Raw genomic sequence first — 25,700 nt, 5'->3', positions numbered from 1 at the left:
TCGCACATGCACCGTTCCGCAACGGATTGCGTCGATTCACGCATCTGGCGTTGCAACCGGAAGCGTCTATGCGCATAGCTGATCAAAAGCATGCAAGAGCAGAAACATGGCGCATATCATTGTTGTCGGAAACGAAAAGGGCGGTGCTGGGAAATCCACCGTGTCGATGCATGTTGCAACGGCGTTGGCACGAATGGGTCACAAGATCGGTGCCCTGGACCTTGACCTTCGCCAGAAGACCATGGGCCGCTACATCGCCAATCGCTTGAAAACGCTTGAAGGCGAAGACCTGGATCTGCCCACACCACGTTATATCGAGCTGCCTGAGATTGACCCCGACACGCTGCAACCGGGCGAAAACATCTATGACCATCGCCTGTCTGCGGCCGTCGCAGAACTTGAACCGGGCAGCGACTTCATCCTGATCGACTGCCCCGGATCGCACACGCGGCTCAGCCAGGTCGCACACTCGCTTGCTGACACGCTGATCACGCCGCTGAATGACAGTTTCGTGGATTTCGATTTGCTGGCCCATACCGACGCAACCGGCGAAAAGATCGAAGGCCCCTCGGTCTATTCCGAAATGGTCTGGAACGCCCGTCAGCTACGCGCGCAAGCCGGTCTGCCCCCGATCGACTGGGTCGTCCTGCGCAACCGTCTTGGGGCACAACAGATGGTCAACAAGGCGAAAATGGAAAAGGCGCTGGAGCGACTGTCCAAGCGCATCGGCTTTCGCGTGGCACCGGGGTTCAATGAACGGGTCATCTTCCGCGAACTCTTTCCTCGAGGCATGACCCTGCTTGATCTCAAGGATGTTGGGGTGAAGCAGCTCAACATCTCAAACATCGCGGCACGGCAGGAATTGCGCGACCTGATCAAATCGCTGAATCTGCCCGGCGTGTCTGTCACGTTCTAGGGCACTGGCCGCCCGAGCCGCGCCGCCTACCATTGAGCAAAGCATCAGGAGCGGCGTGTGACCGGACCCACAAGAAACGAGCTTTGGTTTCGTCTGATCTTCAGCCTTTGTGGCCTGGCGCTGCTGGCGGTGACGGTGATGGTGCGCGGCATTTCGAATTCCGCCGCTCTGGTCGAGGTTGTGGGAATCGCGGGTGCGTTCTTTGGCGGGACCGCGATCTGGTCCGCGCTCAAACTGGCACGCCAGCGAGACTGACTTGCCTTACCCAAGGCGCTGGTGTCAGATCACCGAAAAAGGACACACCCATGCCCGCCCCATACAACAAATTCAAAGCCGCTTTGACATCGGACACCCCAACACTCGGCCTTTGGCTGGCCATGGGCACAGGCTACGCGGCCGAAATCGCGGCCTCCGCCGGGTTCGACTGGCTTCTGATTGACGGCGAACACGCGCCCAATGATCTTGTGACAATCCATGAGCAACTGATGGCCCTTTCCGGGCACAATGTGTCCCCGGTGGTCCGCATCCCGCACAACGACGCGGCACTGATCAAGCAGGTGCTCGACCTTGGCGCGCAGTCGCTGCTGTGCCCGATGGTCAATTCCGCAGAAGAAGCCCGCGCAATCGTCGCCGCGACGCGCTATCCGCCGCGCGGCATCCGCGGTGTTGGGCATATGCTGGGACGGGCGTCGGCGTTCAACGGTGTCCCGGATTATTTGGACACGGCTGAAAACCAGATTTGCATCATCGTTCAGGCTGAAAGCGTCGCGGCGATGGACGCACTCGAAGAGATCTGCGCGGTCGATGGTGTGGATGGCGTGTTCATCGGCCCTGCCGATCTTTGTGCCGACATGGGTCTCTTGCCCAATATCACCCACCCAGATGTCCGTGCGGCCGTACAGGACGGCCTGCGCCGCATCCGTGCCGCAGGCAAAGCGGCGGGTATCATAGATGGCGACCCGGCGCTTATTCAGCAGGACATCGACGCAGGCGCAAATTTCGTGGCACTTGGAGCCGATGTGCTCTTGCTCGCCGATGCCATGCGCGGGCTTGTCACAACGTGGAAAGCCCGGACCACCTGATCCGGGCTTTCGCGGTTACTCTGTGTGCAGGGTTTATTCAGCAGGAACTGCATTGGCAGCGATGACCCTGCGCGCAAAGTGCTGCCGGTTGAGGCGCAGCACCAGTGCGATCGCGACGATCTGCGCCACGATGGCAATGCCCGTCACACTCCAATAGGCCACACCAAGCTTCTCGATTGCACCAGCCGCGACAAGACCCTTGTTCACGAAGAAGTGGAGCATGACCGAAAGCGCAACCGCCGGGCAGACCAGAGCGTAAGAGCCCGGCGAGGTTTTGCTGCCCATGACGAAGTCACTGAAATATCCCTGACGCATCATCACAACCGCACCCAACAGCAGGAACATGATCTGGATCGACAGCAGGCGTGCGAGGAAGATCATGGTCTCGCCCGGTTGTGCATGGGTGTCAAAAGCGACGTGCAGACCGTGGCTCTGACGCAGGAAGAGGATACCCAGAACGGTGACAATCGGCACGATGATCATCAGTGTCGGGCCGGATTCCCGCGCAGTCCCGTGCTGAAGCATCGACGCAAAGGCTGTGGTCGCGGCAATCACGGTGTAAAGTATCGCGGCAACGCCAAAGAAGGTCGACAGCATCAGGGCAACTGCAACCGTGATGGCCGAGGTGCTCATTGCGGCAGGGGCGGCGAAACCGACACCGACCATGGCGATGCTGAAGGCGGGCAAAAGCTGCGCGAAGGAGTTATGCGCGGTCACATCGAACACGCCGCCTTTCGACAGAACGCGGCCGAGGAAGGTTCCGATCATACGGAAGGCCAGCACGCCGATGGCGGCAAAGGCGATCAGCGCCATTGGGAAGAGGTATTCCACCACGCTCCAAAGCTGCGGCACGAAGACCAGACCCACGATGAACATCGCGTTGACGCTCATCGCAAGGGCAAGCGGCATCGCGAGAAGCGTGGCCTCGGCGTTGGTTTCGCGCAGCTTGGTATAGGCGTCGGTTTTCTTGAACGCCGAAAGGGATTTCAGGTTCCAGATCAGCGATTTGATGTCGAGAAAGGCAAAGATGGCAATCCCGATCAATGCGGCCGCGATGGCGATCTGCATGGGCGTACCGCCTTGGGCGAATGCAGCAGCGATGTCTTCGAAGACAGGCACCGGCTGCCCCGGATGCGGCACCCAGAACATCAGGAACATGAAGAACGTGACCGCGATCCCGCCCGCACCAAGCGAGGCCAGAAAGTAGATGGGCGAATAGGTGTCAGCGGGTCTGGATACGGAATTGTCCATGGCGAGTCTCCTTGTATTCCGATTTTGGAATACATTTACATTCAGAAATCGGAATGTAAAGATCTGCCTGTATTGCTCGTTTGAAAAGCAGCACCGGACCTCAGGAAAATACCTTAACAAGACCGCAATATCTTGTGGATAAGCCGCACCAAGTTACCACATGCGGAACCAAATCGTTGACTCCGCGCCAAACCCCGCGACACACTGTCCCTCACATCGGGAATCAGGCAGGCTTTACAGGTGCGCTTTTCCAAACTCCGTCTGACGGGCTTCAAAAGCTTCGTTGACCCCACTGATCTGATCATCGCGGATGGTCTGACCGGCGTTGTGGGTCCGAACGGCTGTGGAAAATCCAACCTTCTCGAAGCGCTGCGCTGGGTGATGGGGGAAAACCGCCCCACCGCGATGCGCGGCGGCGGTATGGAAGACGTGATCTTCGCAGGTGCCGCCACGCGTCCGGCGCGCAACTTTGCCGAAGTCTCGATCCAGATCGAAAACAGCGACCGTCTCGCGCCTGCTGGCTTCAACGATCAGGACCAGATCGACATCGTCCGTCGTATTACCCGCGACGTGGGCAGCGCCTACAAGGTCAACGGCAAGGACGTCCGCGCGCGCGATGTGCAGATGCTATTCGCCGATGCCTCAACCGGGGCGCATTCCCCCGCGCTGGTGCGGCAGGGCCAGATCAGCGAGTTGATCAACGCCAAGCCAAAGAACCGCCGCCGCATTCTTGAGGAAGCAGCAGGGATTTCCGGCCTCTACCAGCGTCGGCACGAGGCGGAACTGAAGCTCAAGAACACCGAAGCGAACCTGCTGCGTGTCGATGACGTGATCGAACAACTTGCGGCGCAGCTTGCACAACTGGCGCGACAGGCCCGTCAGGCGGCGCGGTATCGCGCCATCGGCGAAGAACTGCGTCATGCCGAAGGTTTGCTGCTGTACCGCCGTTGGAAAGACGCAGACATCGCCCGCGCCGAGGCAGACGCGCAGTTGCGCGAACGCACCACCGAGGCGGCAAAGGCGGAATCTGCCGCGCGCGAAGCCACCAAGACGCGCGAAGCTGCAGATGCCGCCCTGCCCCCCCTGCGCGAGGAGGCGGCTATAGCAGCGGCGATTGTGCAGCGGCTGACTCTCCAGCGGGACACGCTGACCGAGCAGGAACGCCGCGCCGCTGAAACCATTGAAACCCTGACCCGCCGCATCGACCAGATGACCAAGGACATGGAGCGCGAAAGCGGACTCAACCGAGACGCGGGCGAGACCATCCAGCAACTGGAATGGGAAGCGCGCGAACTTGCCAAGGCGGCCGAAGGGCATGACGATAAACTCGCGGCAGCCATAGCAGCGGCACAGGAGGCAGGCGCTGTCCTGCAAGCCCGCGAGGCTGATCTGAGCCAGAAGACCGAAGATGTCGCCCGCCTTGCCGCGCGGCATCAATCGGCGCACCGGCTTCTGTCCGACAGCCAGAAAACGCTCGACCGGAACGAAGCGGATGCGGCCCGCGCGCGTGACGCAATGGCGGCGGCCAAACAATCCCTGGCCGACGCAAAAACCGCGGCGTTGGCGGCGGACAAGGAACAGGTCGCCGCGCGCGATCTGGCCGACCGAGCAGATCAGGTTCTGACAGAGGCAGAAGCGGCCCGCGCCGAAACCCAGTCGCGCGAAGCTGATGCCCGCGCCGAGCGCTCCGAAGCCGAAGGCGAGATGAACGCGCTGAGTGCCGAGACCACCGCTCTGGCGCGACTGCTTGATCGGGACACCGCCGAGGGTGGCCAGATCCTCGACCGGCTTCAGGTGGAACAAGGGTTCGAAAAAGCGTTGGGTGCGGCGCTGGCAGACGATCTGCGCGCGCCCGAGGTCGAAGGCGACGGCCCCACGGGTTGGACCGCACTGCCGCGCTACGACACCGACCAGCCTTTGCCGCCGGGGATCACACCACTCACCAACCACGTGTCAGTGCCAGAGGTGCTGGAACGGCGCATGGCCCAGATCGGCCTTGCGGACTCCGAAGATGCCGCGCGGCTGCAACCATTGCTCAAACCCGGCCAGCGTCTGGTCAGCCTTGAAGGCGATCTCTGGCGCTGGGACGGGTATCGGGCATGGGCCGAAGATGCCCCGTCAGCCGCCGCATTGCGTCTCGAGCAGTTGAACCGGCTTGAGGCGCTGAAACAGGAAACCGCCCTTGCCTCGGCTCGTGTCGATGGCGCGCGTGCGGCGCATGAAAGCCTGACTCAGAGGCTGGCCGATTTGGCGATGGCCGAAAAAGCTGCGCGGCAAGCGCGGCGGGATGCCGATGCAGCTGTGACCGAAGCGGCGCGGAAACTGAGCCGTGCCGAGGCCGACCGCGATATGGCTGAAGGCAAGCTGGAAAGCCTGTCCATGGCCGTGACGCGCCACGAGGACGAGGCCACGCGCGCGCGCGCGCAGCTGGTCGAGGCACAGCGTGCCGTGGCTGATCTGGAAGACCTCGACTCCGCCCGCGCCGAGGTTGAAGACCTCAAGATGACGGTGGAAGCGGCCCGCATGACCATGATGTCGCGCCGGTCAGCTCAGGACGAGCTGCGCCGCGAAGGCGATGCCCGCAAGGCCCGGTCGCAACAGGTCACAAAAGAGCTGAGCGGCTGGCGGCACCGTCTGGACACCGCCGAAAAGCGCAGCGCAGAACTGGCGGACCGGCGGTCAGCCGCACAGGCGGAACTGGAAAAGGCGTCCGGTCTTCCTGTTGAACTGGCCGCCCAGCGCGAAACACTGGGCCATGAGATCACGCAAGCCGAAGCCCGCAAGGCGGCGGCGGATGATACGCTGTCCAGCGGAGAAGCAACGCTGCGCAACGCCGATCAGGCCGAACGCGAAGCCGAACGGAAAGCGTCTGAGGCCCGCGAAGCGCGTGCCCGATCAGAAGCCCGTGCCGAAGCCGCCCGCGACGCGGTCAACGCGGCGGCCGAACGGATCGCCGAAGAGCAGGATACCAGCCCAACCAACCTGTTGCAGAAGCTGGGTGCGGACCCCGACAACCTGCCCCGTGCAGAGGCGATTGATGCCGATGTGAACCGCCTCAAGCGGCAACGCGACGCCTTGGGTGCCGTCAACCTGCGTGCCGAGGAAGACGCGCGCGAAGTGCAGGAAGAACATGATCACCTTCTGGCGGAAAAGACCGATCTGGAAGAGGCAATCAAGACATTGCGGTCCGGCATTGCCAGCCTCAACCGCGAAGGGCGCGAACGCCTTTTGACCGCGTTCGAACAGGTGAACAGCAATTTCACCCTGCTCTTCACCCATCTCTTCGGCGGTGGCGAGGCGAACCTTGTCATGGTCGAAAGCGACGACCCGCTGGATGCCGGGCTTGAAATCATGTGCCAACCGCCGGGCAAGAAACTGTCGACGCTGTCGCTTCTGTCGGGTGGGGAACAGACGCTGACCGCGTTGGCGCTGATCTTTGCAGTCTTCCTCGCCAACCCTGCGCCGATCTGTGTACTCGACGAGGTGGACGCGCCGTTGGACGATGCGAACGTGACACGCTTCTGCGACCTTCTCGATGAAATGTGCCGCCGGACGGACACTCGGTTCCTGATCATCACGCACCATGCCGTCACGATGGCACGCATGGATCGTCTGTTTGGTGTGACGATGCAGGAACAGGGCGTCAGCCAGCTTGTCTCTGTCGATCTCAAGAAAGCCGAACGGCTGGTCGCGTAAACGTGTCTGCGGCGTTTGCATGATTACGCTTAAGCTTGGCTCATGATCAGATGTGCCGTTGCTTTCATACTTGTTCCCGCTGCCGTTTTTGCCCAGCAATGGGTGCCCCGTGAAGGCGACGAGTTGTTTGATCAGACCAGCCTGGATCTGCGGCTGAGAGGCGCGACCATCACCTTTTTCGATGATGGTCAGTCGCGGTTCTTCGAGGATGGGAGCTACACCTACGCCTATGCGAACGACGGCGGCACCGGGTACGGGTATTTCACAGTCATGCAGGACAGCACGATCTGCATCGAGTTCGTCACCGGATTTTCACGCTGCGATCTGTATGTCACTGACGATCAGGGCCGTTTGATTGTCATCACTGCATCAGGAGATCGTTTCCCAACGCGCCCCTGATCAAGTAGTACACACCAGAAAGCCCTTGAAAAACCAGCCGTTTTCGAAATTAGTCACAGAACGGGGGATCATCCCGGTCGGCCAAGTTTCGCTCAATTTAACGTTCTGATCACTTTCCTTACACTGACATTAACCGTTTGTTATCTACTGACGGCGGACCCTGTCCGTGACGCGACGCAAGAATTTGAAAGACGCCTCGACGAATGAATGTGCTGATCGTTCAAAACGACGCCAAACTTGGCCGCATCTGGCAACGCCATTTGCAGCGTCAGAGTCATGTTGTGGATGTCGCGTTGGATCAGGACAGCGCCATCGACAGGCTGCACGAACAGTTCTATTCGATCATCATCCTCGACGTTGTGCTGGAAGGCGGCAGCGCCATCGCCGTCGCAGATTACGCGAGCTATCGTCATCCGGACGCCCGCGTGATCTTTGTCACCAATACGAGCTTTTTCTCGGACGGCTCCATCTTCCAGCTTTGCTCGAACGCCTGCGCATTTGTCCCCAGCGCCACCCAGCCCGAAGACTTGGCGGCGATGGTAGAGCATTACGCGAAAACTGCCTAAGCGGCAGCCAGATGGTCACGCCCATGCGGCGCGTCGAAATCGAGAACCGGATTGATCGGGATGATCCGGTGCGGATTGATGGTTTCGTGGCTGTAATGATAGTGCCGCACGATGTGATCAAGGTTGACGGTCTCGGCAACGCCCGGCTGTTGGTAAAGCTCGCGCGTGTAGGCCCAAAGGTTGGGATAATCGATGATCCGGCGTCGATTGCATTTGAAATGCAGGTGATAGACCGAATCGAACCGCACCAAGGTGGTGAACAGCCGCCAATCTGCTTCGGTGATCCGGTCGCCGACGAGGTATCGCTGCCGTGACAGTCGGTCCTCAAGCCAGTCAAGACTGTCGAACAGAGGCACCACAGCCGCGTAATAGGCCTCTTGCGTGGTCGCGAAACCGGATTTGTAGACGCCATTGTTGACGGTGTCATAGACGCGCTCATTGACCGCTTCGATCTCGTCGCGCAAAGCCACTGGCCAGAAATCCTGCGTGTCACCCGTCAGGCCATCGAACGCCGAATTCAGCATGCGGATGATCTCCGAACTTTCATTCGACACAACGGTCTCGCGCTGGGTGTCCCACAGGATCGGAACCGTCACGCGCCCCGATGCTTTCGGATCAGCCTTGAGATAGATGTCCCGCGCGAAGGGCAACCCGTAAAGCGTATCCCCGGTCGCACCGGGAAAATCGGGATCAAACGTCCAGCCATCTGATAACATGTCAGGATGAACGACCGATACGCCGATATGATCCGTCAGTCCCTTGATCGCACGGAAGATGAGTGTGCGATGGGCCCATGGGCAGGCAAGGCTGACATAGAGATGATAACGCCCCGCCTCGGCCTTGAAACCGCTTTCGCCCGTGGGGCCTGCGCTGCCATCGGCGGTGATCCAGTTGCGATAGCGAGAGGTGCTGCGCTTGAACGCGCCGCCCGTGCTTTCGGTGTCGTACCATTGGTCTTTCCAGACTCCGTCAACCAGATGTCCCATCTTGTGCTCCTCTTGTCACTGTCAGACCAACACCTAGACCTCTGCACAGTTTCACAAAACACCTAGGTTCGCGCAGAATGTCATCGATATCCGCACAGACAAGCCTCGCGCCACCCCAAAACCGCCGCCCAAGGGGGACCGTTCTGCGTGTGCCCGCTTTGCACGCATGAGAGCGGACATATTCCGATAGAAGACAAGTTGAGCGCCGTTCAACTTGGCATCCTGGCCATGGCGGGGTAAGGGGACCCCGACGATAGTCGGGTGACACCCTTCGCTGGCCGGTCTGGTCGGTTTTTCGCTGGAACCCCATCAACTTGACGACACCGACAAAGACCGCGCATCCAACCGCGGCCTATGGGCGAATTCTTCCATGATCTCTTTTGCACAGTACAAACGACAATGGACCCACAACATTCGCGGCGATCTGCTGTCTGGGTTGGTGGTAGCTCTTGCGTTGATCCCCGAAGCGATCGCATTCTCGATCATTGCCGGGGTTGACCCCAAGGTCGGCCTGTATGCTTCCTTCTCGATTGCGGTGATCACGGCCATCACAGGGGGCCGGCCGGGCATGATTTCGGCGGCCACTGCGGCAACTGCCGTTCTCATGGTCACACTGGTCAAGGACCACGGGCTGCAATACCTGCTTGCGGCAACAGTGCTTGCGGGGCTTTTGCAGATCGGCGCAGGACTTCTGAGGCTCGGCTATGTGATGCGCTTCGTGTCGAAATCCGTGATGACCGGCTTTGTGAACGCATTGGCGATCCTGATCTTCATGGCGCAACTGCCCGAACTCGACCCCTCCAAAGTTCCGCCGCTCACCTACGCGCTGGTCGCGGCTGGGCTGGCAATCATCTACCTGTTCCCGCGTCTAACCAAGGCAATCCCGTCGCCTTTGGTGACGATCATCGTGCTGACAGCGCTTGTGGTTGCCATGGGCTGGGACGTGCGCACCGTGGGCGACATGGGCGATTTGCCCGACACGCTGCCGGTATTCCTCATTCCGGACATTCCGCTGACGTTCGAGACCCTGCAGATCATCTTCCCCTATTCGGTCGCCGTGGCTGTCGTGGGCCTGCTCGAAAGCCTGATGACCCAGCAGATCGTCGATGACCTGACTGACACCACCTCCAACCGCAATCAGGAATGCATCGGTCAGGGCCTAGCCAATTCGGCCACCGGGTTTATCGGAGGCATGGCAGGCTGCGCCATGATCGGGCAGTCGATCATCAACGTGAAATCCGGCGGACGTGGGCGATTGTCGAGCTTCGTGGCCGGTCTGTTCCTGCTGATCCTTGTCGTAGCTCTCGGCGATATCGTGGCCATCATCCCGATGGCCGCACTTGTTGCGATCATGATCATGGTGTCCATCGGCACGTTCTCGTGGTCGTCGATCAAGAACCTGCGCGATCACCCACGCTCGTCCTCCATCGTGATGCTGGCGACCGTGTTTTTCGTGATCTACACCCACAACCTCGCCATTGGCGTGTTGGTCGGTGTGCTGCTCTCGGGCATCTTCTTTGCCTGGAAGATCTCGCAACTCTTCCGCGTGCGCTCCACGATCACGCCGGACGGCGAACACCGTACCTATACCATCGAGGGCCAATTGTTCTTCGCCTCGTCCGAGGATTTCATGAAGGCTTTCGACTTCCGCGAGGCTCCGGCCCGCGTGACCATCGACCTCAGCCGCGCGCATATCTGGGACATCTCATCGGTTGCAGCTTTGGACATGGCCGTGCTCAAGTTCCGCCGCGAAGGTGCGGAGGTCGAGCTGATTGGCTTGAATAAGGCATCCGAAACCATCGTCGACAGGCTTGCCATTCATGACAAGCCCGGCGCGATGGATGAACTGCTCGGCCACTAGGGAGAAAGACCATGACCACAAACACCCTCATCGCCCTAGTGGACGCCTCCGCTTATGCCGAAAGCGTCTGCCATCACGCAGCATGGATCGCCGGGCGCAACGACTGGAAGGTCAAGCTCTATCATGTCATGGGCCGCCGCGACGCCGTTGAAAAGCAGGACCTTTCCGGCGCGATCCGTCTTGGTGCCCGGTCTGCGCTTTTGGAGCAACTGACCGACCTTGACGCCGCCCGCGCCAAGCTGGCGCATGAACATGGGCGCGCCATTCTTGAAGACGCCAAGGCGATCATCACCCAAGGCTCGGACATCACCGTTGAGACCCGTCTGCGTCAGGGCGATCTGGTTGAAACCGTGACCGCCAAAGAAGAAACCGGCGACATGATCGTCATCGGCAAACGCGGCGAAGCTGCCGGACTGGCGATGGAGCATCTGGGCTCCAACCTCGAACGCATCGTCCGGGCAAGCCACAAACCTGTCTTCATTGCCAACCGCGCGTTCAAGCCGATCACATCCGTGCTGGTTGCCTTTGACGGTGGCCCGTCATCGCTCAAGGCGGTCGATTATATTGCGCGCAGCCAGATGTTTGCGGGGCTTTCCGTCACATTGGTTTTTGCGGGCAAGGAAACGCCTGCCATCCAGAAATCGCTGTCAGATGCCGCCGCCACCCTCAAGGCAGGTGGGTTCGACGCCAAGACACTTGTCCAAAGTGGAGAGCCGGAAAAAGTGCTGGCGCAGATTACCTCGACCGGGGCGCAAGACCTGCTGGTGATGGGCGCTTATGGTCACAGCCGGGTGCGCAGTTTCATCATCGGGTCCACGACGACCGAGATGATCCGTTCGTGCAAGGTGCCTGTTCTGATCATGCGCTAGATCAGGATCGCAGTTTCTGCACGATCCAGATCACGATCATCGCGCCAAGGATTGCACCGACAAACCCCGCAACCGCACCAGTGGCGGCCAGCAGGAACCGGATCACCATTCCACCGATCAGCGCCCCTGCCACGCCTACCATCACCGTGGCAAGCGTGCTCATCTCAACTCGCATGACCCGTGTGGCCAGAAATCCGGCCGCTGCCCCGATGATCAAGAGAAAAAGGATGTGCATCGCTTACCTCCGACGCCGGTCACGCACGGTGCTGCGCCAATGGGTCGGCACGATGATCAACGCGCCGAGTGACGAGACGATCGCATTCAAACCGGGCGAACCGAAGCCGAATCCGAACATGATCCGCACGAAATAGGCAAGGAATGCGCCACCGACGCAGATGATGATGCTCTGGATGATGCCGTTGTTGGTAAACCCGGTCTTCTCAGAGATGTATCCCACGATCCCTGCGATCACGACAGTGCCCATCAAGATCATGAACATCCCTACTCTCCCAAACGGGTTCCTTTGGGAACCGCCATACCCCGCAGGAACGTATCGCTGTCCTGCATGCCTTTGCCTGCGCGTTGTGCACGGGTGATGGTAACCGCTCCTGTTCCACACGCAATGGTCAAGGCATCGTCAAGCGCGGCTCCGGCAGGGCCGCTTGCATCGGCCAACCGGCTGCCAAGACATTTCACGCGCTCTGATCCGATCATCGTCCAGGCCCCCGGAAATGGAGACAGGCCCCGGATCTGGCGGTCGACCTCAACGGCGGGACGGGTCCAGTCAATCTGCGCTTCGGCCTTGTCGATCTTTTGGGCGTAGGTCACGCCGGTCTCCAGCTGGACCTCAGGTGTTAGAGCGTCGATCTGCTGCACTGCCTGTACAATCAGGTCAGCGCCCATCTTGCTCAGACGGTCATGCAATTCGCCCGTGGTCTCGGTCGCGCCAATCGAGGTCGATTCGCGCAACAGCACTGGCCCCGTATCAAGCCCCGCCTCCATCTGCATGATGCAGATCCCTGTCTCCGAATCTCCGGCCATGATCGCACGATGGATCGGCGCGGCCCCCCGCCAGCGCGGCAGAAGCGAGGCGTGGATGTTCAAACAGCCATGTTTAGGCGCGTCCAGAACCGCTTGCGGCAGGATCAGACCGTAGGCCACCACAACAGCGATGTCTGCGTTCAACGCCGCAAAGTCCTGCTGTGCCTCGACGTTTCGGAGCGTCGTCGGATGCCGAACCTCTAACCCAAGCTCCTCGGCACGCGCGTGCACAGGTGTAGGGCGGTCCTTTTTGCCCCGACCCGCAGGACGTGGCGGCTGGCAATAGACAGCGGCGATCTCGTGCCCGGCCTCGACCAATGCGTCGAGCACCGGAACCGAGAAGTCGGGCGTCCCCATGAAGATGATCCGCATATCCTAGCCCTTCAGCTTTTTGGCCCGCCGCAAAAGGATGTCGCGCTTGGTCTTGCTCAGATGATCGAAATACATCGTGCCGTTCAGGTGGTCGATCTGGTGCTGGACCGACGTGGCCCAGAGGCCAACGAAATCCTGCTCGTGAACCGTACCGTCTGCCCCCATGAACCTTACGGTTACGGCACGCGGGCGTTCGATCTTGGCAAAGACGCCGGGCAGGTTCGGGCTCGCTTCTTCATGCGACCGAAGCTGGACCGAGGCGTGCAGGATTTCCGGATTCGCCATCCTTACCACCCGCCCCCGGTCATCGGAGGCATCAACAACGGCCAGCCGTTTCAGGATACCGATCTGGTTCGCTGCGAGTCCGACACCGGGCATGGCCTCCATCGTGTCGATCATGTCCTCCCAGATCGCGCGAATCTCGTCGGTGATCTCTTCCACCGGCTCAGCGGGTGTGCGCAGGTACTTGTGCGGCCACGGCAGGCAAACACGCGTGGTCATGCAAGCGCCGCATATCTGGCTTCGACCTGCGCCCGCATCTGGGGTGCAAGGCGGTCAAAGATCACGACGCCATTCAGATGATCCAGTTCATGCTGCGCACAGGCCGCAGCAAATCCCGTGAGCCGCGCTTCATGCCGGACACCAGCCAGATCGGTGTAACCGAGCGTGATATCTGTTGGGCGCGTTACGTCAGCCGAGACACCCGGAATAGATAGACAGGCCTCTGTCGCTTGGGCGGTGTCATCGCCAGCCGCATGGATTTCCGGGTTGATGCACACGAAGGGGCTGCGGTCACCGTCTTTCCACGTCGGGTCCATCACGAACACACGTTGCATCACACCGATCTGCGGCGCCGCAAGCCCCCGCCCCGGTGCGTCGTACATCGTCTCGAACATATCCCGGACAAGATCGGCCAGCCCGGTCAGATTTTCAACCGGCGCGCAGACCTCGGACAGTCGGGGATCAGGCCATTTGACAATGGGCCGCACAGTCATGCGCGCGCCTGCTCTCGCTTGAGCTTGACCATCTTGCGCGTGATCATCTGGCGTCTGAGCGGCTTCAGGTAGTCGATGAACAGCTTGCCGTTCAAATGGTCGATCTCGTGCTGGACACACGTCGCCCACAGCCCGTCGAACTCTTCTTCCCTCGGGTTTCCCTTTTCGTCGATCCAAGCCACCTTGACCGCTTCGGGGCGGGTCACGTCGGCGAATTGGTCCGGAATCGACAGACAGCCTTCCTCATAGACGTTCAGATCATCCGAAGACGCAAGAATCTCGGGGTTGAACATGATGAGAGGACGCGGCGTCGACTCCTCGTCCTTGATGCAATCGAGCACGATCAGGCGCGACAGCACGCCCACCTGCGGCGCGGCCAAACCAATGCCCGGCGCGTCATACATGGTTTCCAGCATGTCCTTGGCCAGCGTGCGCAAATCGTCCGACAAATCGGGCACAGGGTCACAGACCTTTTTCAGACGCGGGTCCGGGTGGATGAGGATAGGCAATTTCATGGCAGTGATCTAGTAAATGAATGTCCCGAGGGCAATAGACCGGCTCTTGCACCTGCCGTTCACTGGGGTAGCGTCGCCAAAAAATCCGAGCACCTTGGAGTGAGACATGCGCGACCTTTTCAACAGACCCAATGACCGCCGTGGCCGGCACAGCTCCAAATGGGACGTTCTGGAAAGCAAGTTCGACGTTCCAAGCGCAGACGGGATCGCGATGTGGACCGCAGACAGCGACTATCCAACCGCGCCCTGCGTGCTGCGGGCGATGCAGGCGGCGGTGGATCATGGTGTGTTCGGGTATTGGACCGACAACACCGAATACCTCGCGGCGATCCAGTGGTGGATGAAAACGCGCCATGGCTGGGATATCGACACCGACTGGATTCTGACATGTCAGGGCCTGGGCAACGCGATTGCGCTTTGCATCGACGTCTGGACTGAACCGGGGGATCGGGTTGTCACCTTCAACCCGGTGTATCACGAGTTCGAGTTCAAGATCCGCAAAGCCGGGCGTGTCCCGGTGCAATGCCCTCTGAAGCGCGAGGGGGACAGTTATAACCTTGATCTGGAAGACGCGCAGTCACGGTTGGATGGGTCTGAGAAGCTTTTGATCTTCTGTTCCCCGCAGAACCCGTCCGGGCGCATCTGGAGCGCCGAGGAACTGCGCCAAGTGGCCGAATTCGCCGAGAAGAACGATCTCATCGTCGTGGCAGACGAGATTCACCACGACTTCATCTATCCGGGGCACAGTTTCGTGCCCTACGATGTTGCAGCGAAGGATTCGCGGGACCGTTCGGTGATCCTGACCGCCTCTTCCAAGACCTTCAACATTGCAGGCCTCAAGACCGGGAACATCATCATACCTGACGCCACCCTGCGCGAAGCGATGGCGCAGCGGCTTCGATCACTGGACTATTCGCCAAACCGCATGGGGCTGGAGATGGTCACGGCGGCCTACACGCCCGAAGGCGCAGAATGGGTCGATGCGCAGATCGAACATCTCATCGAAAACCGTCGCATCTTTGATGACGCGGTCAATGCGATCCCCGGTGTTCGGTCGTTGCCTTTGGCCTCGACCTATCTCGCATGGGTGGATTTCTCGGGTACGGGCATGTCGTTCGAAGAAATCAGCCGACGGGTCCGCAAGGATGCCCGCATCGCGCCCAGCCCCGGCCCGGAGTTTGGCCCCGGTGGCGAGACCTTCCTGCGCTTCAACCTTGCCACGCAAACCTACCGCGTCGAAGAGGCGGCCAAACGCCTGCAAGAGGCGTTCAGCGACCTGCAATAATGTCAGTTGCGCGGCGGGCGGGATTTGTAGACCGGCAGTCTCCAGCCCAAAGCGATGGAGCCTGCCCGCAAACCGAAGGTGATTGCAGCCGCAGCCAGCACAGTTGGTGTCTGGCTGAGCCCAACAAAGGGTGACAGCGCGACCACCGCCGCGCCTGCGACGGCGCAGGTGACGTAAAGTTCGCCTTGCTTGAGGACGAGCGGCACTTCGTTCGCCACCACATCGCGCATGAGCCCTCCGAGACAGCCTGTAACTGTGCCCATCACGACAACAATCGCCGCGCTTTGCCCCAAGCTGGCAGCGATATTGGCCCCCGCCGCCACTGCGAAAGCCAATGCGGCCGCATCGAGCCACAGGATCGCCTTGTACCGGCTTTCGAACAGATGCGCGGTGAAGAACACCACGAAGGCGGCGATCACCGCCACGCCAAGATAGGTGGGGTCCGCCATCCAGAAGACCGGGTTCCGGTCCAAAAGCACATCGCGGACCGTCCCACCCCCGACGCCGGTCAGGATCGCGAGAAAGGCAAAGCCGATGATGTCCAATTGTGCCCGGCTGGCAACCAGAGCCCCGGTCAGAGCAAAGACCAGAACCGCAGCATGGTCGATCCACGCGATCAGGGTCACGCCGCGCCTTTTTTGAACGGCTTCATGCCTTCGCGCGCCAGCTCATCCGCGCGTTCGTTTTCTGGGTGACCGGCATGGCCCTTGACCCATTCCCAGGTCACGTTGTGACGCTGTTGCGCCTCGTCCAGACGCTGCCAGAGTTCGACATTCTTGACTGGTTTCTTGTTCGCGGTCTTCCAGCCATTGCGCTTCCAGCCATGGATCCAACCTGTCACACCGTTCTTCACATAGGCGCTGTCGGTCACAATGGTCAGCGAGGACGGACGCGCCAAGGTTTCCAGCGCATGAATGGCCGCCAGCAGTTCCATCCGGTTGTTGGTGGTGTTGGCCTCACCCCCCGACAGGGTGCGTTCCTTGATCACGGTCTCACCGTCCTTGGCCAGAAGCAGAACACCCCAGCCGCCCGGTCCGGGGTTTCCGGAACAGGCTCCGTCGGTATAGGCGTAGAGGTCAGGCATGGGCGGTTACAGAGATCCAATTGTCGTCGGTGCCGCTTAGCCCCTTGTCACGGCCGCGTCGATAGGGCCCCACCGAAAACCCGGCGCTTTCCAGAAGCGTGGTCAGGTCGGCTTCGGTGTAATAGGTGTAGTGTCGGCCAAGCGCATCGCGGCCTTCGCCGGTGCCTTCCTTAACCGCGATGTGAAAGATGCCACCGGGTTTCAAGGCGGTGTGGATCGCCGCAAGGTGCTTGGGCATGTCGGCGCGCGGTGCATGGAGCAGACTGAAATTGGCCCAGACCCCATCATATATCGCAGTGCCGCTGACATCGTCGAAACTGGCCTGTCGGGCGGTGACACCTTCGATGGCCGACGCCAGCCCGATCATCTCGGCAGAGGCATCAAGAGCATCAACGACGCAACCCGCACGCACCATGTGACGCGCCGAGGTGCCGGGACCACAGCCAAGGTCAAGGACACGCGCGCCTTCGGGCAAGGCCGATATGAACGTGGCAAGTGTGTCGCTGGGTGTGTCCGACGGTTCAAGCTTGGCATAGTCGCCCGCGCGGGCATCGTAGACGGCAATGGTTTCACGGTCGCTCATAGGAATACCCCCACCGAAAGAAACAGGACGACCAGCCCGGTCAGGAGGACACGGAGGTGCATCCACCAGACCGGCGCAAGGCCCCATTTCCAGAAACTGAAATCGAGGACGAGCAGCCCCAAAAACCCGAAGATCAGATTGGTTCCCGCCGAAACCGGCCCGCCACCCGTCATGAAGAACGCCCAGAGCGCCGGGATCACCGACAGTGCATATCCCGTGGCGGCCTGACCGCCCTCGGCCTTGGTGGCAAAACCCCACAGCACGCCGGACATGAAGCTGAGGATCACCATGCCGTAGCTGAGTTGGACGTAGGGGCCGATGAACCTTGGTCCCAACACGTCCAAACCCCACTGCGCTGTACCATCTGACAACAGTGTCAATGCGCCCCAAGCGAAAGGGATCACTCCGGCAAGGCCAAGAAATAGCGCGGAACGGGGTATCTGGGTCATGGCAGGTCCATCTTCAGTGTCTCGGGCGCGACTTAGCTCAGACGCGTTCCAGCGCCAACCGCCCGGCCAAGGCAGCAAAGAGGGCCGCAAAGGACCGATTGAGCCACCGCATCACACGTTCGCTGCCCAAGAGCCATGTGCGCGCGGCGGCGGCGAACACCCCGTAGAGAACAAAGACAGCAAAGGTCATCAACATGAAAATCCCGCCCATGACCGCCATTTCCGCAGTCGCAGTTGCCGGATTGCCCGACAGGAACGGGGGCAGTAGCGCAAGGAAGAAGATCGACAGTTTCGGGTTCAGAATGTTGATCAACGCCCCCCGCCGCGCGATGCGCACCCCGCTTTCGGCGCTCCGATCTGCCGAAACGGCCAGCGCGCCACCGGACCGCAAGGACTGGTAGGCCAGCCAGAGCAGGTAGGCGACACCCGCGAATTTTACCACGTTGAACAGAACAGCCGAAGTATGCAGCACTGCTGCCAATCCAAGTGTTGCCGCCAGAAGGTGCGGCACGATCCCGATGGTGCATCCCAGCGCCGCCCAGATGGACGGCCAGCGCCCCTGCCCCAAGCCGATGGCCAGCGTGTAGATGACGCCGGTTCCGGGTGCGATGACGACGACAAAGGCCGTGAGAAGGAATTGCAGGGAAAGCATAGCGGGTCCTCACTTGGTGTGCTGTGATGACGCTATACATTTGACCAACAATGATCTAGACGCGCGCTTTGGCCCGCTGTTGGGCCGACCTTACAAAAAAGACGATGCTCGTGAAAAAAGCCCTGCAAGATGCCCTTGATGCCCGTGGATATGACACACTGACCCCGGTTCAGGAGGCGGTTCTCAATCCCGGCTATGTCGGTGCAGACCTGTTGGTGTCTGCCCAGACAGGATCGGGCAAGACATTGGGCTTCGGCCTTGCCATCGCGCCGACAATTCTCGAGGACGAGATATTCGGACCAGCAGGCGCGCCGCTGGCATTGGTCATCGCGCCGACGCGCGAGCTGGCATTGCAGGTGAAGCGTGAACTGGCCTGGCTCTATGCGCAGGCCGGTGTGGTCATGGCGTCGACGGTGGGCGGCATGGACATGCGCGACGAACGCCGGGCATTGGAGCGCGGGGCGCATATCGTCGTCGCCACACCGGGCCGTCTGCGCGACCATATCATGCGCAGTTCCATCGACCTGTCGCAATGTCGCGCCGTGATCCTCGACGAAGCCGACGAGATGCTCGACCTCGGGTTCCGCGAAGACCTCGAATTCATCCTTGGCGAGGCCCCCGAAGACCGCCAGACGCTGCTGTTCTCGGCCACGGTGCCGCCGCAGATCGCCAAGCTTGCAAAAAGCTATCAGCGCGATGCAATTCGCGTGGTCACGAAATCCGAGACAAGCCAGCACGCCGATATTGCCTACCGCGCCATGCTGGTGAATGACCGCGACACCGACAATGCGGTGATCAATACGCTGCGCTATTACGAAGCGCCCAACGCCATCGTGTTCGCCAACACCCGTGCAATGGTGAACCGTCTGACCACGCGCCTGTCGAACCGGGGGTTCCAGGTTGTGGCGCTGTCCGGCGAACTGTCCCAGACCGAACGCACCCATGCGCTGCAAGCGATGCGCGACGGGCGGGCGCAGGTTTGTGTGGCAACCGACGTGGCTGCGCGCGGGATCGACCTGCCGAACCTCGATCTGGTGGTCCATGCCGAATTGCCGTCGAACCACGAAACGCTGCTGCACCGGTCTGGCCGGACCGGTCGCGCCGGGCGCAAAGGTGTGTCGGCACTGATCGTGACACCAAAAGTGCGCAAGAAGGCCGAGCGCATTCTGGGCATGGCCAAGTTGAAGTCCGACTGGGGGTCTGCACCTTCGGCGGATGAAGTGCTGGCGCGCGACGAGGATCGCATGTTTGCTGACCCTGCATGGGAAACGCCCGTGGGCGAATCCGAAGAAGCCGTGGTCAACCGCCTTGTCGCGGAAAAGACGCCCGAGCAGATCGCGGTCGCCTATCTGCGCATGTTCCGCGAACAGCACACGGCGCCCGAGGAACTGTCCGATCCAAGTGCCAAACCGGAAAAGCGTGAAGAGTTCGGCCCGAGTGTCTGGTTCGCCGTGTCCGGTGGTCGTGCGGCCGACGCCGAACCGCGTCGTATCCTGCCAATGGTCTGCGGTGCGGGCGATCTGAGCAAGGACGATATCGGCGCAATCCGCATCCAGCAGGATCATTCGCTGGTGCAGATCAAGGAATCCTCGGTCGCGCGGTTCCTGAACGCGGTCGGACCCTCCATGGAACTGGAAAAGGGCGTGACCCTGACCAAGCTCGACAAAGCGCCCGATTTCGATCGTGGGGCGCGGCCAGCCGCAAATCGTGGCCCGAAGCCCGAGCGGAAGCCTTATGGCGACAAGCCAGAGCGGAAATCCTACGACGACAAGCCCGAGCGCAAGTCCTACGACGACCGGCCCAAGCCGGAGCCCCGCGCGGAACGCGCTGAACCGGTAGCAGAGCCTGTTCAAGAGGTTGCACCGAAACCGGCCCCAAAGTCCGCAGCCCCCATCGACTGGAACGATGCGCCGACACCGCGCGTCCGCAAACCGAAACCCGCGGATCGCAAACCGGCGGGCAAACCGACTGGCAAGCCTTATGGCAAGGCTGATGGCCCGGCACGCGAACGCAAACCGTACCAAGGCAAATCCGACGGCCCGGCACGCGAGCGCAAACCCTATGGCGACAAACCCGGTGGTGAGCGTCCGCCGCGTCGCTCGGAAAGCGAATTTCAGGCCCAGCCCTACAAGGGAAAAGGCAAGCCCAAAGGTCCGCCCCCGCCCGAAGGCCGCCCCGACAGCAAAAAGAACATCGCCCGTGCCGCCGCCCGCGCCAATGCAAGCGACCCCTCGCAAAGCATGCGCAAACCACGTGCGGGAGCTGCGAAACCGGGTGGGAAACCTGCGGGTAAATTCGGTGGGAAGCCGGCGGGAAAATTTGGTGGGAAACCGTCCGGAAAATTCAGCGGCAAACCGGGCGGTAAAAAATAACGGTATCCATGGTGCGTGTGAACACGCACCCTACGCCGTGGTGCGTCCTGTAGGGAGTGTGCGTGCGCGCATCTTCAAGCAGGCACCCGCAACACGCGGGGCACCTTGAACTCCACGTTTTCGACGGCTGTTTCAACCATCTCCACTGTCACATCGTACCGATCCCGGAATGCGTCGATCACCTCGGTGATCAACTCTTCCGGCGCGCTGGCACCAGCGGTAATACCGACGCTCGAAATCCCGTCGAGTGACCGCCAGTCGATGTCGGGCGCACGTTGGACAAGTTGCGAATAGGCGCAGCCGGCCTTGCTGCCCACCTCGACCAGACGTTTCGAGTTCGAAGAGTTTGGCGCACCGACCACCAGCATGGCGTCGCATTTCGGAGCCATCGCCTTGACCGCTTCCTGACGGTTGGTGGTGGCATAGCAGATGTCTTCCTTGTGCGGGCCGACGATCTTGGGGAATCGCGCCTGCAGTGCTGCCACGATGTCGATCGTGTCATCCACGCTGAGCGTCGTCTGTGTGACAAAGGCCAGACGTTCGGGATCGCGCACCTCAACCGTGGCCACATCTTCAACCGTTTCGACCAGCAGGACCTCGCCTTCCGGCAATTGCCCCATCGTTCCAATGGTTTCGGGGTGGCCTTCGTGGCCGATCATGATCATTTGCAGCCCGTTGTCGTGGTGTCGAGCCGCCTCGATATGCACCTTGCTCACCAACGGGCAGGTCGCATCGACATAGATCATCTCGCGCTTGGCCGCCTCCGCAGGTACGGCCTTGGGCACGCCATGCGCCGAAAAGATCACCGGGCGGTCATCTGGACAGTCCTGCAACTCCTCGACAAACACCGCGCCCTTGGCGCGCAACCCGTCCACAACGTATTTGTTGTGCACGATCTCGTGGCGCACATAGACCGGCGCGCCCCATTTCTCGAGCGCCATCTCGACAATCTTGATGGCGCGGTCCACACCGGCGCAGAACCCGCGCGGGGCAGCAAGGTAAAGGGTCAGGGGCGGTTTGGTCATGTCGGTCTCCGTCTTGCCCAAGACCTAAAGCCTCAACGGCCACGTTTCCAGTGGAATGCGCTTTTCACCGATGTGTGAATTGACCTTCCTGCGCAGGAAGCCTGCGATTGCCATGCATCAACACCGGGAGTCCGCATGGAAAAGACCGCCATTGCAAGCATGATAACTGCGTTCTTTCTGGCAGGAGCCGTCTGGATCGCGCCAGCATGGACGGCGGACGAGGCGCGTCCGACCCTGCCATATGACGACACTGTTCGGGTGGCCGAGGGCAAAGCGCTTTATGCCGAGTATTGCGCAAGCTGCCATGGCGCCAACCTCGAAGGACAGCAACCCAACTGGCAGGATCGCGATGCGGACGGGTATTTGCCCGCACCGCCGCATGACGCAACCGGTCACACCTGGCACCATGACAACGCGCTGTTGATGCGGATCGTTCGCGAAGGCACAGAAGCCATCGTCGGCGGCACCTACAAGTCGAACATGATCGGCTTTGGCGATGTGCTTACCGACGACGAGATCGCCAGCGTGCTGGGCTACATCAAGAGCACATGGCCCGCTGAAATTCAGGGCATCCACAACGAGATCAACGCCCGCGTCCTGCCGTAAAACCCAAAGCTTTGGGCCCTAAATAGCAGGCGGCTTTTTTGCCGCTTGCAACGGCGCGATCTTGGAGTCATGGCGGTGACATGCGCCTGACTGAGTATCTTCGCGCGAATGCGCCCTTTCTGACCGCAGGTGCGATGCTCACCTTCCTGTCGTCTTTTGGGCAAACCTATTTCATTTCGCTCTTTGCCGGAGAGATCCGGCTGGCCTTTGATCTGACCCACGGCGCTTGGGGCGGTATCTACATGGTGGGCACCATGGCCTCTGCCGCGCTGATGGTCTGGGCCGGAAGCCTGACCGATGTTTTCCGTGTGCGGCTTTTGGGGCCGCTGGTTCTGGTCGGGCTGGCTCTGTCCTGTCTTGCCATGGCCTTCAACCCTTGGGTCTGGGCGTTGCCCGTGATCATCTTCGCGCTGCGGTTCTTCGGACAGGGCATGTGTTCCCACATTGCCGTGGTTGCCATGGCCCGCTGGTTTGTTGCCACGCGCGGACGCGCCCTGTCGATTGCGACGTTGGGGTTTGCTGTTGGCGAGTCCCTTGTGCCGTTGACGGTGGTCGCTGCGATGACGGTGATGGCGTGGCAGACCCTTTGGATCATTGGCGCGTTGATCTGCATTTGCGCGGTTCCCATTCTGGCCCGGCTTCTGGCGCAGGAACGCACGCCTGCCTCTCATGCGGAAACCGATGTGTCACTGGGCATGTCCGGCCGCCATTGGCGGCGCATGGAAGTGCTGAAGCATCCTCTGTTCTGGTGCATGGTGCCCGCTGTTCTTGGCCCGTCCGCGTTCAACACCGCCTTCTTTTTCCATCAGGTCCATCTTGCCGAGGTCAAGGGACTGGAACATCTGGTTTTCGTCAGCTTCTTCCCGCTCTATACCGCCATCGGCATCACCTCGATGGTGGTGTCCGGCTGGGCGTTGGACAAGCTGGGAACCGCGCGGCTGACGCCGTTTTATCAGGTGCCGATGGTGGTAGCCTTCCTGTTGTTTGCCGTCAGCGAAAGTCCCGCGACCCTTGCATTGGGGTTTGTCTTTCTTGGCATCACATCCGGCGCGAATTCGACGTTGCCCAACGCGTTCTGGGCGGAGTTCTATGGCACCGCACATATTGGCGCGATCAAGTCGATGGCAACGGCAGTCATGGTGCTGGGATCGGCTCTCGGTCCGGGCGTGTCAGGACTGCTGATCGACAGGGGTGTCGGCATCGAAACGCAGTTCGTGGGTGTGGCAGCCTATTTCTGCATGACAACGCTGCTGATGTTCGTTGGCATAACACGCGCTGCGCGCGACCTGCCGTTGGGGCAAACCCAAGCAGAAATCAGAATGCCGCAGCCGTAACCATGGCCACAACGATATAGCGCACCGTCTTGGCGATGCTGACCAAGAGAAAAAACAGCCAGACATTCGTCCGCATGACCCCAGCCACGATGGTCAAGGCGTCACCAAGTGGGGCCCAACTGAACAAAAGGGTCCAGACACCCCATTTGAGATACCAGTCCCGTGCCCGGTCAAGCTGTGCTTCGGAAACCGGGAACCATCGCCGATCGCGATAGCGTTCCAGAACCCGGCCCAAAGCGTAATTGAGCCCGGAGCCGAGGATATTTCCGACGCTGGCGAAGAGGATGATCCATTCAATCGGAATGTCGCCCCGCAATTGCAGCGCGACGAACACAATCTCGGATTGGAACGGGAGGATCGTCGCCGCCCCGAACGCCACAATGAATAGACTGCCGAGTGAGAGCAGATCACTCCACATGGGGCGTTCGGGACAGGATCAACGCTTAGTCTTGCTCGGCCGCAACCGGTTGACGCTCTGGCATAGGATCGCGCGGTGGGCGCCCGATCACATCACGCAGTTCGTCGAGTTCGATGAAGTTGTCCGCCTGACGGCGCAGTTCGTCCGCGATCATCGGCGGTTGGCTGCGGATGGTCGAAACGACCGACACGCGCACGCCTTTGCGCTGCAGGCTTTCGATCAGCGGACGGAAATCACCATCGCCCGAGAAAAGGACAACGTGATCGACGTGATCGGCCAGTTCCATGGCATCGACGGTAAGTTCGATGTCCATGTTGCCTTTAACCTTACGCCGGCCTTGGCTGTCTGTGTATTCCTTGGCCGGTTTCGTGCGCATGTTGAAACCGTTGTAATGCAACCAATCGACAAGGGGTCGGATCGGCGAATACTCGTCATTTTCAAGAAGCGCTGTGTAGTAGAATGCACGCAGAAGTTTTCCACGGCGTACAAATTCCTGGCGCAACAGCTTGTAGTCGATGTCGAACCCGAGCGACTTTGCAGCCGCGTAGAGATTTGATCCATCAATGAACAACGCCAAACGCTCGTCTTTGTAGAACATGAATTGAGCCTTTCAAAATATCGACACGACTAAACCGGCAAACGGGAGTGGTGGATCCGAAGCCCAATGGCCAAGTCGCGTTCGGTGATTTAATGGTTTGACATAGTATCGCAAGGTGAGATTTCTGAGCACTCTCGCACATATGACAAATTTATGAACAACTTTTATATCGCCATGGGCGCGAATTTGCCGTCTGGCGGCTCTTTGCCGAAGGATACTCTGAACGCTGCGATCAACGATTTCCGCCAACAAAATATGACGATTGCGGCAATCAGTGCCTTCTATAGCACCCCTTGTTTCCCGCCTGGAGCAGGTCCGGATTACGTCAATGCCGCAGTTCATCTAAAGTCTGACCTGACGTCCAAAGATATGCTGGCCCACCTTCATGAGATCGAGGCAAAACACGGCCGGGAACGCCTGGAGCGTTGGGGAATGCGCACATTGGACCTCGATCTTGTTGCCTGCGGCGACTCGGTCCTGCCGGATTTGGCGACATACGAACACTGGCGGACCTTGCCGCAGGATACGCAGCGGCAGGCGGCGCCTTCGGACTTGATCCTCCCGCACCCCCGATTGCAGGATCGCGCATTTGTTCTTGTGCCACTCAGGGATATTGCGGCAGACTGGCGTCATCCGGTCCTGCATTTGACCGTGACCGAGATGTGCAACGCGCTCGCGCCAGAGGCTCTGGCCGAGATTGTTGTGCTTGAATCCTGATATCGACTTGTATTCATCCAGCCAGAGA

General features: G+C 60.3%; 29 protein-coding genes. 13 read left to right on the top strand and 16 right to left on the bottom strand.

Translation table 11 applies throughout. From position 1 onward, the window contains the following. Window positions 1-106: 106 nt before the first annotated feature. From ACMVPR_RS19995 to ACMVPR_RS19985, 3 genes are read left to right on the top strand one after another with little or no spacing between them, the layout of a single operon-like run. Window positions 107-916: a division plane positioning ATPase MipZ gene (locus tag ACMVPR_RS19995; RefSeq protein WP_292263789.1), complete on the top strand. Its 810-nt coding sequence runs from the start codon at window positions 107-109 to the stop codon at window positions 914-916. A 57-nt stretch (window positions 917-973) separates the two neighbouring features. Continuing rightward, window positions 974-1,171 carry a hypothetical protein gene (locus ACMVPR_RS19990; protein WP_300587120.1) on the top strand — a complete coding sequence of 66 codons (198 nt, stop codon included), beginning with the start codon at window positions 974-976 and terminating at the stop codon, window positions 1,169-1,171. A 50-nt stretch (window positions 1,172-1,221) separates the two neighbouring features. Further along, the gene (locus ACMVPR_RS19985; protein WP_416884289.1) at window positions 1,222-1,998 is read left to right on the top strand and encodes an aldolase/citrate lyase family protein; all 777 of its coding nucleotides are present in this window, start codon (window positions 1,222-1,224) and stop codon (window positions 1,996-1,998) included. Window positions 1,999-2,031: 33 nt separating this feature from the next. Here ACMVPR_RS19985 and ACMVPR_RS19980 read toward each other — a convergent pair whose 3' ends face one another. Further along, window positions 2,032-3,249 carry a TsoY family (seleno)protein gene (locus ACMVPR_RS19980; RefSeq protein ID WP_416884288.1) on the bottom strand — a complete coding sequence of 406 codons (1,218 nt, stop codon included), beginning with the start codon at window positions 3,247-3,249 and terminating at the stop codon, window positions 2,032-2,034. Window positions 3,250-3,489: 240 nt separating this feature from the next. Here ACMVPR_RS19980 and ACMVPR_RS19975 point away from each other — a divergent pair, with 240 nt between their 5' ends. From ACMVPR_RS19975 to ACMVPR_RS19965, 3 genes are all read left to right on the top strand, one after another. Further along, window positions 3,490-6,945, top strand: coding sequence for a chromosome segregation SMC family protein (locus tag ACMVPR_RS19975; RefSeq protein WP_416884287.1), 3,456 nt, complete (start codon window positions 3,490-3,492; stop codon window positions 6,943-6,945). A gap of 123 nt (window positions 6,946-7,068) precedes the next feature. Next, the gene (locus ACMVPR_RS19970; RefSeq protein ID WP_416884286.1) at window positions 7,069-7,344 is read left to right on the top strand and encodes a hypothetical protein; all 276 of its coding nucleotides are present in this window, start codon (window positions 7,069-7,071) and stop codon (window positions 7,342-7,344) included. 203 nt (window positions 7,345-7,547) lie between these two features. Beyond that, window positions 7,548-7,910 (top strand): response regulator, encoded by a 363-nt coding sequence (locus ACMVPR_RS19965; RefSeq protein WP_292263770.1) that lies wholly within the window; start codon window positions 7,548-7,550, stop codon window positions 7,908-7,910. Here ACMVPR_RS19965 and ACMVPR_RS19960 read toward each other — a convergent pair. After that, window positions 7,907-8,896: a glutathione S-transferase family protein gene (locus tag ACMVPR_RS19960; protein ID WP_300587108.1), complete on the bottom strand. Its 990-nt coding sequence runs from the start codon at window positions 8,894-8,896 to the stop codon at window positions 7,907-7,909. The genes ACMVPR_RS19965 and ACMVPR_RS19960 overlap by 4 nt on opposite strands. 370 nt (window positions 8,897-9,266) lie before the next feature. On the opposite strand from ACMVPR_RS19960, the gene ACMVPR_RS19955 reads away from it, so the two are divergent. Both ACMVPR_RS19955 and ACMVPR_RS19950 read left to right on the top strand, forming a co-directional pair. Then, on the top strand, window positions 9,267-10,757 hold the full coding sequence (locus ACMVPR_RS19955) for a SulP family inorganic anion transporter (RefSeq protein WP_300587105.1): 1,491 nt from the start codon (window positions 9,267-9,269) through the stop codon (window positions 10,755-10,757). Between the two features lie 11 nt (window positions 10,758-10,768). Next, window positions 10,769-11,626 carry a universal stress protein gene (locus ACMVPR_RS19950; RefSeq protein ID WP_416884285.1) on the top strand — a complete coding sequence of 286 codons (858 nt, stop codon included), beginning with the start codon at window positions 10,769-10,771 and terminating at the stop codon, window positions 11,624-11,626. A gap of 1 nt (window position 11,627) precedes the next feature. On the opposite strand, the gene ACMVPR_RS19945 is transcribed toward ACMVPR_RS19950, so the two are convergent. From ACMVPR_RS19945 to def (ACMVPR_RS19920), 6 genes are read right to left on the bottom strand one after another with little or no spacing between them, the layout of a single operon-like run. After that, window positions 11,628-11,861, bottom strand: a complete 234-nt coding sequence (locus tag ACMVPR_RS19945) for a GlsB/YeaQ/YmgE family stress response membrane protein (RefSeq protein ID WP_292263757.1) — start codon at window positions 11,859-11,861, stop codon at window positions 11,628-11,630. A gap of 3 nt (window positions 11,862-11,864) precedes the next feature. Beyond that, window positions 11,865-12,125 carry a hypothetical protein gene (locus ACMVPR_RS19940; RefSeq protein ID WP_300587099.1) on the bottom strand — a complete coding sequence of 87 codons (261 nt, stop codon included), beginning with the start codon at window positions 12,123-12,125 and terminating at the stop codon, window positions 11,865-11,867. 2 nt (window positions 12,126-12,127) lie between these two features. Further along, window positions 12,128-13,039, bottom strand: coding sequence for a methionyl-tRNA formyltransferase (gene fmt, locus ACMVPR_RS19935; protein ID WP_416884284.1), 912 nt, complete (start codon window positions 13,037-13,039; stop codon window positions 12,128-12,130). Between the two features lie 3 nt (window positions 13,040-13,042). Beyond that, window positions 13,043-13,540 (bottom strand): peptide deformylase, encoded by a 498-nt coding sequence (gene def / locus ACMVPR_RS19930; RefSeq protein ID WP_416884283.1) that lies wholly within the window; start codon window positions 13,538-13,540, stop codon window positions 13,043-13,045. Next, entirely contained in the window at window positions 13,537-14,034 is a 498-nt protein-coding gene (def, locus tag ACMVPR_RS19925) for a peptide deformylase (RefSeq protein WP_416884282.1), read from the bottom strand. Before def (ACMVPR_RS19925) ends, def (ACMVPR_RS19930) begins: the two co-directional genes overlap by 4 nt. Then, entirely contained in the window at window positions 14,031-14,549 is a 519-nt protein-coding gene (def, locus tag ACMVPR_RS19920) for a peptide deformylase (protein ID WP_416884281.1), read from the bottom strand. The genes def (ACMVPR_RS19925) and def (ACMVPR_RS19920) overlap by 4 nt, the downstream gene beginning before the upstream one ends. A gap of 106 nt (window positions 14,550-14,655) precedes the next feature. Between def (ACMVPR_RS19920) and ACMVPR_RS19915 the strand changes: the two genes are divergently transcribed. After that, a complete protein-coding gene (locus tag ACMVPR_RS19915) occupies window positions 14,656-15,834 on the top strand; it encodes a MalY/PatB family protein (RefSeq protein ID WP_416884280.1) in 1,179 nt (392 codons plus the stop codon). Between the two features lie 2 nt (window positions 15,835-15,836). Here the strand turns inward: ACMVPR_RS19915 and ACMVPR_RS19910 are convergent, their stop codons facing one another. From ACMVPR_RS19910 to ACMVPR_RS19890, 5 genes are read right to left on the bottom strand one after another with little or no spacing between them, the layout of a single operon-like run. Beyond that, the gene (locus ACMVPR_RS19910; protein WP_416884279.1) at window positions 15,837-16,460 is read right to left on the bottom strand and encodes a trimeric intracellular cation channel family protein; all 624 of its coding nucleotides are present in this window, start codon (window positions 16,458-16,460) and stop codon (window positions 15,837-15,839) included. Next, window positions 16,457-16,918, bottom strand: a complete 462-nt coding sequence (gene rnhA, locus ACMVPR_RS19905) for a ribonuclease HI (protein ID WP_300587085.1) — start codon at window positions 16,916-16,918, stop codon at window positions 16,457-16,459. The genes ACMVPR_RS19910 and rnhA overlap by 4 nt, the downstream gene beginning before the upstream one ends. Then, window positions 16,911-17,501, bottom strand: a complete 591-nt coding sequence (locus ACMVPR_RS19900) for a class I SAM-dependent DNA methyltransferase (protein WP_416884278.1) — start codon at window positions 17,499-17,501, stop codon at window positions 16,911-16,913. The genes rnhA and ACMVPR_RS19900 overlap by 8 nt, the downstream gene beginning before the upstream one ends. Further along, a complete protein-coding gene (locus ACMVPR_RS19895; RefSeq protein ID WP_416884277.1) occupies window positions 17,498-17,950 on the bottom strand; it encodes a DUF3429 domain-containing protein in 453 nt (150 codons plus the stop codon). Before ACMVPR_RS19895 ends, ACMVPR_RS19900 begins: the two co-directional genes overlap by 4 nt. Window positions 17,951-17,987: 37 nt before the next feature. Then, entirely contained in the window at window positions 17,988-18,602 is a 615-nt protein-coding gene (locus ACMVPR_RS19890; protein WP_416884276.1) for a LysE family translocator, read from the bottom strand. A gap of 110 nt (window positions 18,603-18,712) precedes the next feature. Between ACMVPR_RS19890 and ACMVPR_RS19885 the strand changes: the two genes are divergently transcribed. Beyond that, window positions 18,713-20,974, top strand: coding sequence for a DEAD/DEAH box helicase (locus tag ACMVPR_RS19885; RefSeq protein WP_416884275.1), 2,262 nt, complete (start codon window positions 18,713-18,715; stop codon window positions 20,972-20,974). A gap of 74 nt (window positions 20,975-21,048) precedes the next feature. Here ACMVPR_RS19885 and ispH read toward each other — a convergent pair whose 3' ends face one another. Next, window positions 21,049-21,999: a 4-hydroxy-3-methylbut-2-enyl diphosphate reductase gene (gene ispH, locus ACMVPR_RS19880; RefSeq protein WP_416884274.1), complete on the bottom strand. Its 951-nt coding sequence runs from the start codon at window positions 21,997-21,999 to the stop codon at window positions 21,049-21,051. A gap of 135 nt (window positions 22,000-22,134) precedes the next feature. Here ispH and ACMVPR_RS19875 point away from each other — a divergent pair, with 135 nt between their 5' ends. After that, on the top strand, window positions 22,135-22,605 hold the full coding sequence (locus ACMVPR_RS19875) for a c-type cytochrome (protein WP_416884273.1): 471 nt from the start codon (window positions 22,135-22,137) through the stop codon (window positions 22,603-22,605). Window positions 22,606-22,685: 80 nt separating this feature from the next. Further along, window positions 22,686-23,939 carry an MFS transporter gene (locus ACMVPR_RS19870; RefSeq protein ID WP_416884272.1) on the top strand — a complete coding sequence of 418 codons (1,254 nt, stop codon included), beginning with the start codon at window positions 22,686-22,688 and terminating at the stop codon, window positions 23,937-23,939. Here the strand turns inward: ACMVPR_RS19870 and ACMVPR_RS19865 are convergent. Both ACMVPR_RS19865 and ACMVPR_RS19860 read right to left on the bottom strand, forming a co-directional pair. Continuing rightward, entirely contained in the window at window positions 23,920-24,357 is a 438-nt protein-coding gene (locus ACMVPR_RS19865; protein ID WP_416884271.1) for a YqaA family protein, read from the bottom strand. The genes ACMVPR_RS19870 and ACMVPR_RS19865 overlap by 20 nt on opposite strands. Window positions 24,358-24,382: 25 nt before the next feature. Continuing rightward, window positions 24,383-24,955, bottom strand: a complete 573-nt coding sequence (locus ACMVPR_RS19860; protein ID WP_188480102.1) for an NYN domain-containing protein — start codon at window positions 24,953-24,955, stop codon at window positions 24,383-24,385. A 153-nt stretch (window positions 24,956-25,108) separates the two neighbouring features. Here ACMVPR_RS19860 and folK point away from each other — a divergent pair, with 153 nt between their 5' ends. Next, the gene (gene folK / locus ACMVPR_RS19855) at window positions 25,109-25,672 is read left to right on the top strand and encodes a 2-amino-4-hydroxy-6-hydroxymethyldihydropteridine diphosphokinase (protein WP_416884270.1); all 564 of its coding nucleotides are present in this window, start codon (window positions 25,109-25,111) and stop codon (window positions 25,670-25,672) included. The last annotated feature ends 28 nt before the right edge of the window (window positions 25,673-25,700 follow it).

It is taken from the genome of Marivita sp., from assembly GCF_048006345.1.
Lineage (GTDB): Bacteria > Pseudomonadota > Alphaproteobacteria > Rhodobacterales > Rhodobacteraceae > Marivita.
This window is presented reverse-complemented; position numbering and strand designations above follow the sequence as displayed.

Bases quoted from the DNA above. Each gene is read 5' to 3' on its own strand.
- folK (WP_416884270.1), top strand. From the start codon at position 25,109: ATGAACAACTTTTATATCGCCATGGGCGCGAATTTGCCGTCTGGCGGC.
- ACMVPR_RS19900 (WP_416884278.1), bottom strand. From the start codon at position 17,501: ATGAGCGACCGTGAAACCATTGCCGTCTACGATGCCCGCGCGGGCGAC.
- ACMVPR_RS19865 (WP_416884271.1), bottom strand. From the start codon at position 24,357: ATGTGGAGTGATCTGCTCTCACTCGGCAGTCTATTCATTGTGGCGTTC.
- ispH (WP_416884274.1), bottom strand. From the start codon at position 21,999: ATGACCAAACCGCCCCTGACCCTTTACCTTGCTGCCCCGCGCGGGTTC.
- fmt (WP_416884284.1), bottom strand. From the start codon at position 13,039: ATGCGGATCATCTTCATGGGGACGCCCGACTTCTCGGTTCCGGTGCTC.
- def (WP_416884281.1), bottom strand. From the start codon at position 14,549: ATGAAATTGCCTATCCTCATCCACCCGGACCCGCGTCTGAAAAAGGTC.
- ACMVPR_RS19875 (WP_416884273.1), top strand. From the start codon at position 22,135: ATGGAAAAGACCGCCATTGCAAGCATGATAACTGCGTTCTTTCTGGCA.
- ACMVPR_RS19995 (WP_292263789.1), top strand. From the start codon at position 107: ATGGCGCATATCATTGTTGTCGGAAACGAAAAGGGCGGTGCTGGGAAA.
- ACMVPR_RS19965 (WP_292263770.1), top strand. From the start codon at position 7,548: ATGAATGTGCTGATCGTTCAAAACGACGCCAAACTTGGCCGCATCTGG.
- ACMVPR_RS19895 (WP_416884277.1), bottom strand. From the start codon at position 17,950: ATGACCCAGATACCCCGTTCCGCGCTATTTCTTGGCCTTGCCGGAGTG.
- ACMVPR_RS19980 (WP_416884288.1), bottom strand. From the start codon at position 3,249: ATGGACAATTCCGTATCCAGACCCGCTGACACCTATTCGCCCATCTAC.
- ACMVPR_RS19945 (WP_292263757.1), bottom strand. From the start codon at position 11,861: ATGCACATCCTTTTTCTCTTGATCATCGGGGCAGCGGCCGGATTTCTG.
- ACMVPR_RS19960 (WP_300587108.1), bottom strand. From the start codon at position 8,896: ATGGGACATCTGGTTGACGGAGTCTGGAAAGACCAATGGTACGACACC.
- rnhA (WP_300587085.1), bottom strand. From the start codon at position 16,918: ATGCCTGACCTCTACGCCTATACCGACGGAGCCTGTTCCGGAAACCCC.
- ACMVPR_RS19860 (WP_188480102.1), bottom strand. From the start codon at position 24,955: ATGTTCTACAAAGACGAGCGTTTGGCGTTGTTCATTGATGGATCAAAT.
- ACMVPR_RS19985 (WP_416884289.1), top strand. From the start codon at position 1,222: ATGCCCGCCCCATACAACAAATTCAAAGCCGCTTTGACATCGGACACC.
- def (WP_416884283.1), bottom strand. From the start codon at position 13,540: ATGACCACGCGTGTTTGCCTGCCGTGGCCGCACAAGTACCTGCGCACA.
- def (WP_416884282.1), bottom strand. From the start codon at position 14,034: ATGACTGTGCGGCCCATTGTCAAATGGCCTGATCCCCGACTGTCCGAG.
- ACMVPR_RS19915 (WP_416884280.1), top strand. From the start codon at position 14,656: ATGCGCGACCTTTTCAACAGACCCAATGACCGCCGTGGCCGGCACAGC.
- ACMVPR_RS19955 (WP_300587105.1), top strand. From the start codon at position 9,267: ATGATCTCTTTTGCACAGTACAAACGACAATGGACCCACAACATTCGC.
- ACMVPR_RS19950 (WP_416884285.1), top strand. From the start codon at position 10,769: ATGACCACAAACACCCTCATCGCCCTAGTGGACGCCTCCGCTTATGCC.
- ACMVPR_RS19890 (WP_416884276.1), bottom strand. From the start codon at position 18,602: ATGCTTTCCCTGCAATTCCTTCTCACGGCCTTTGTCGTCGTCATCGCA.
- ACMVPR_RS19940 (WP_300587099.1), bottom strand. From the start codon at position 12,125: ATGTTCATGATCTTGATGGGCACTGTCGTGATCGCAGGGATCGTGGGA.
- ACMVPR_RS19870 (WP_416884272.1), top strand. From the start codon at position 22,686: ATGCGCCTGACTGAGTATCTTCGCGCGAATGCGCCCTTTCTGACCGCA.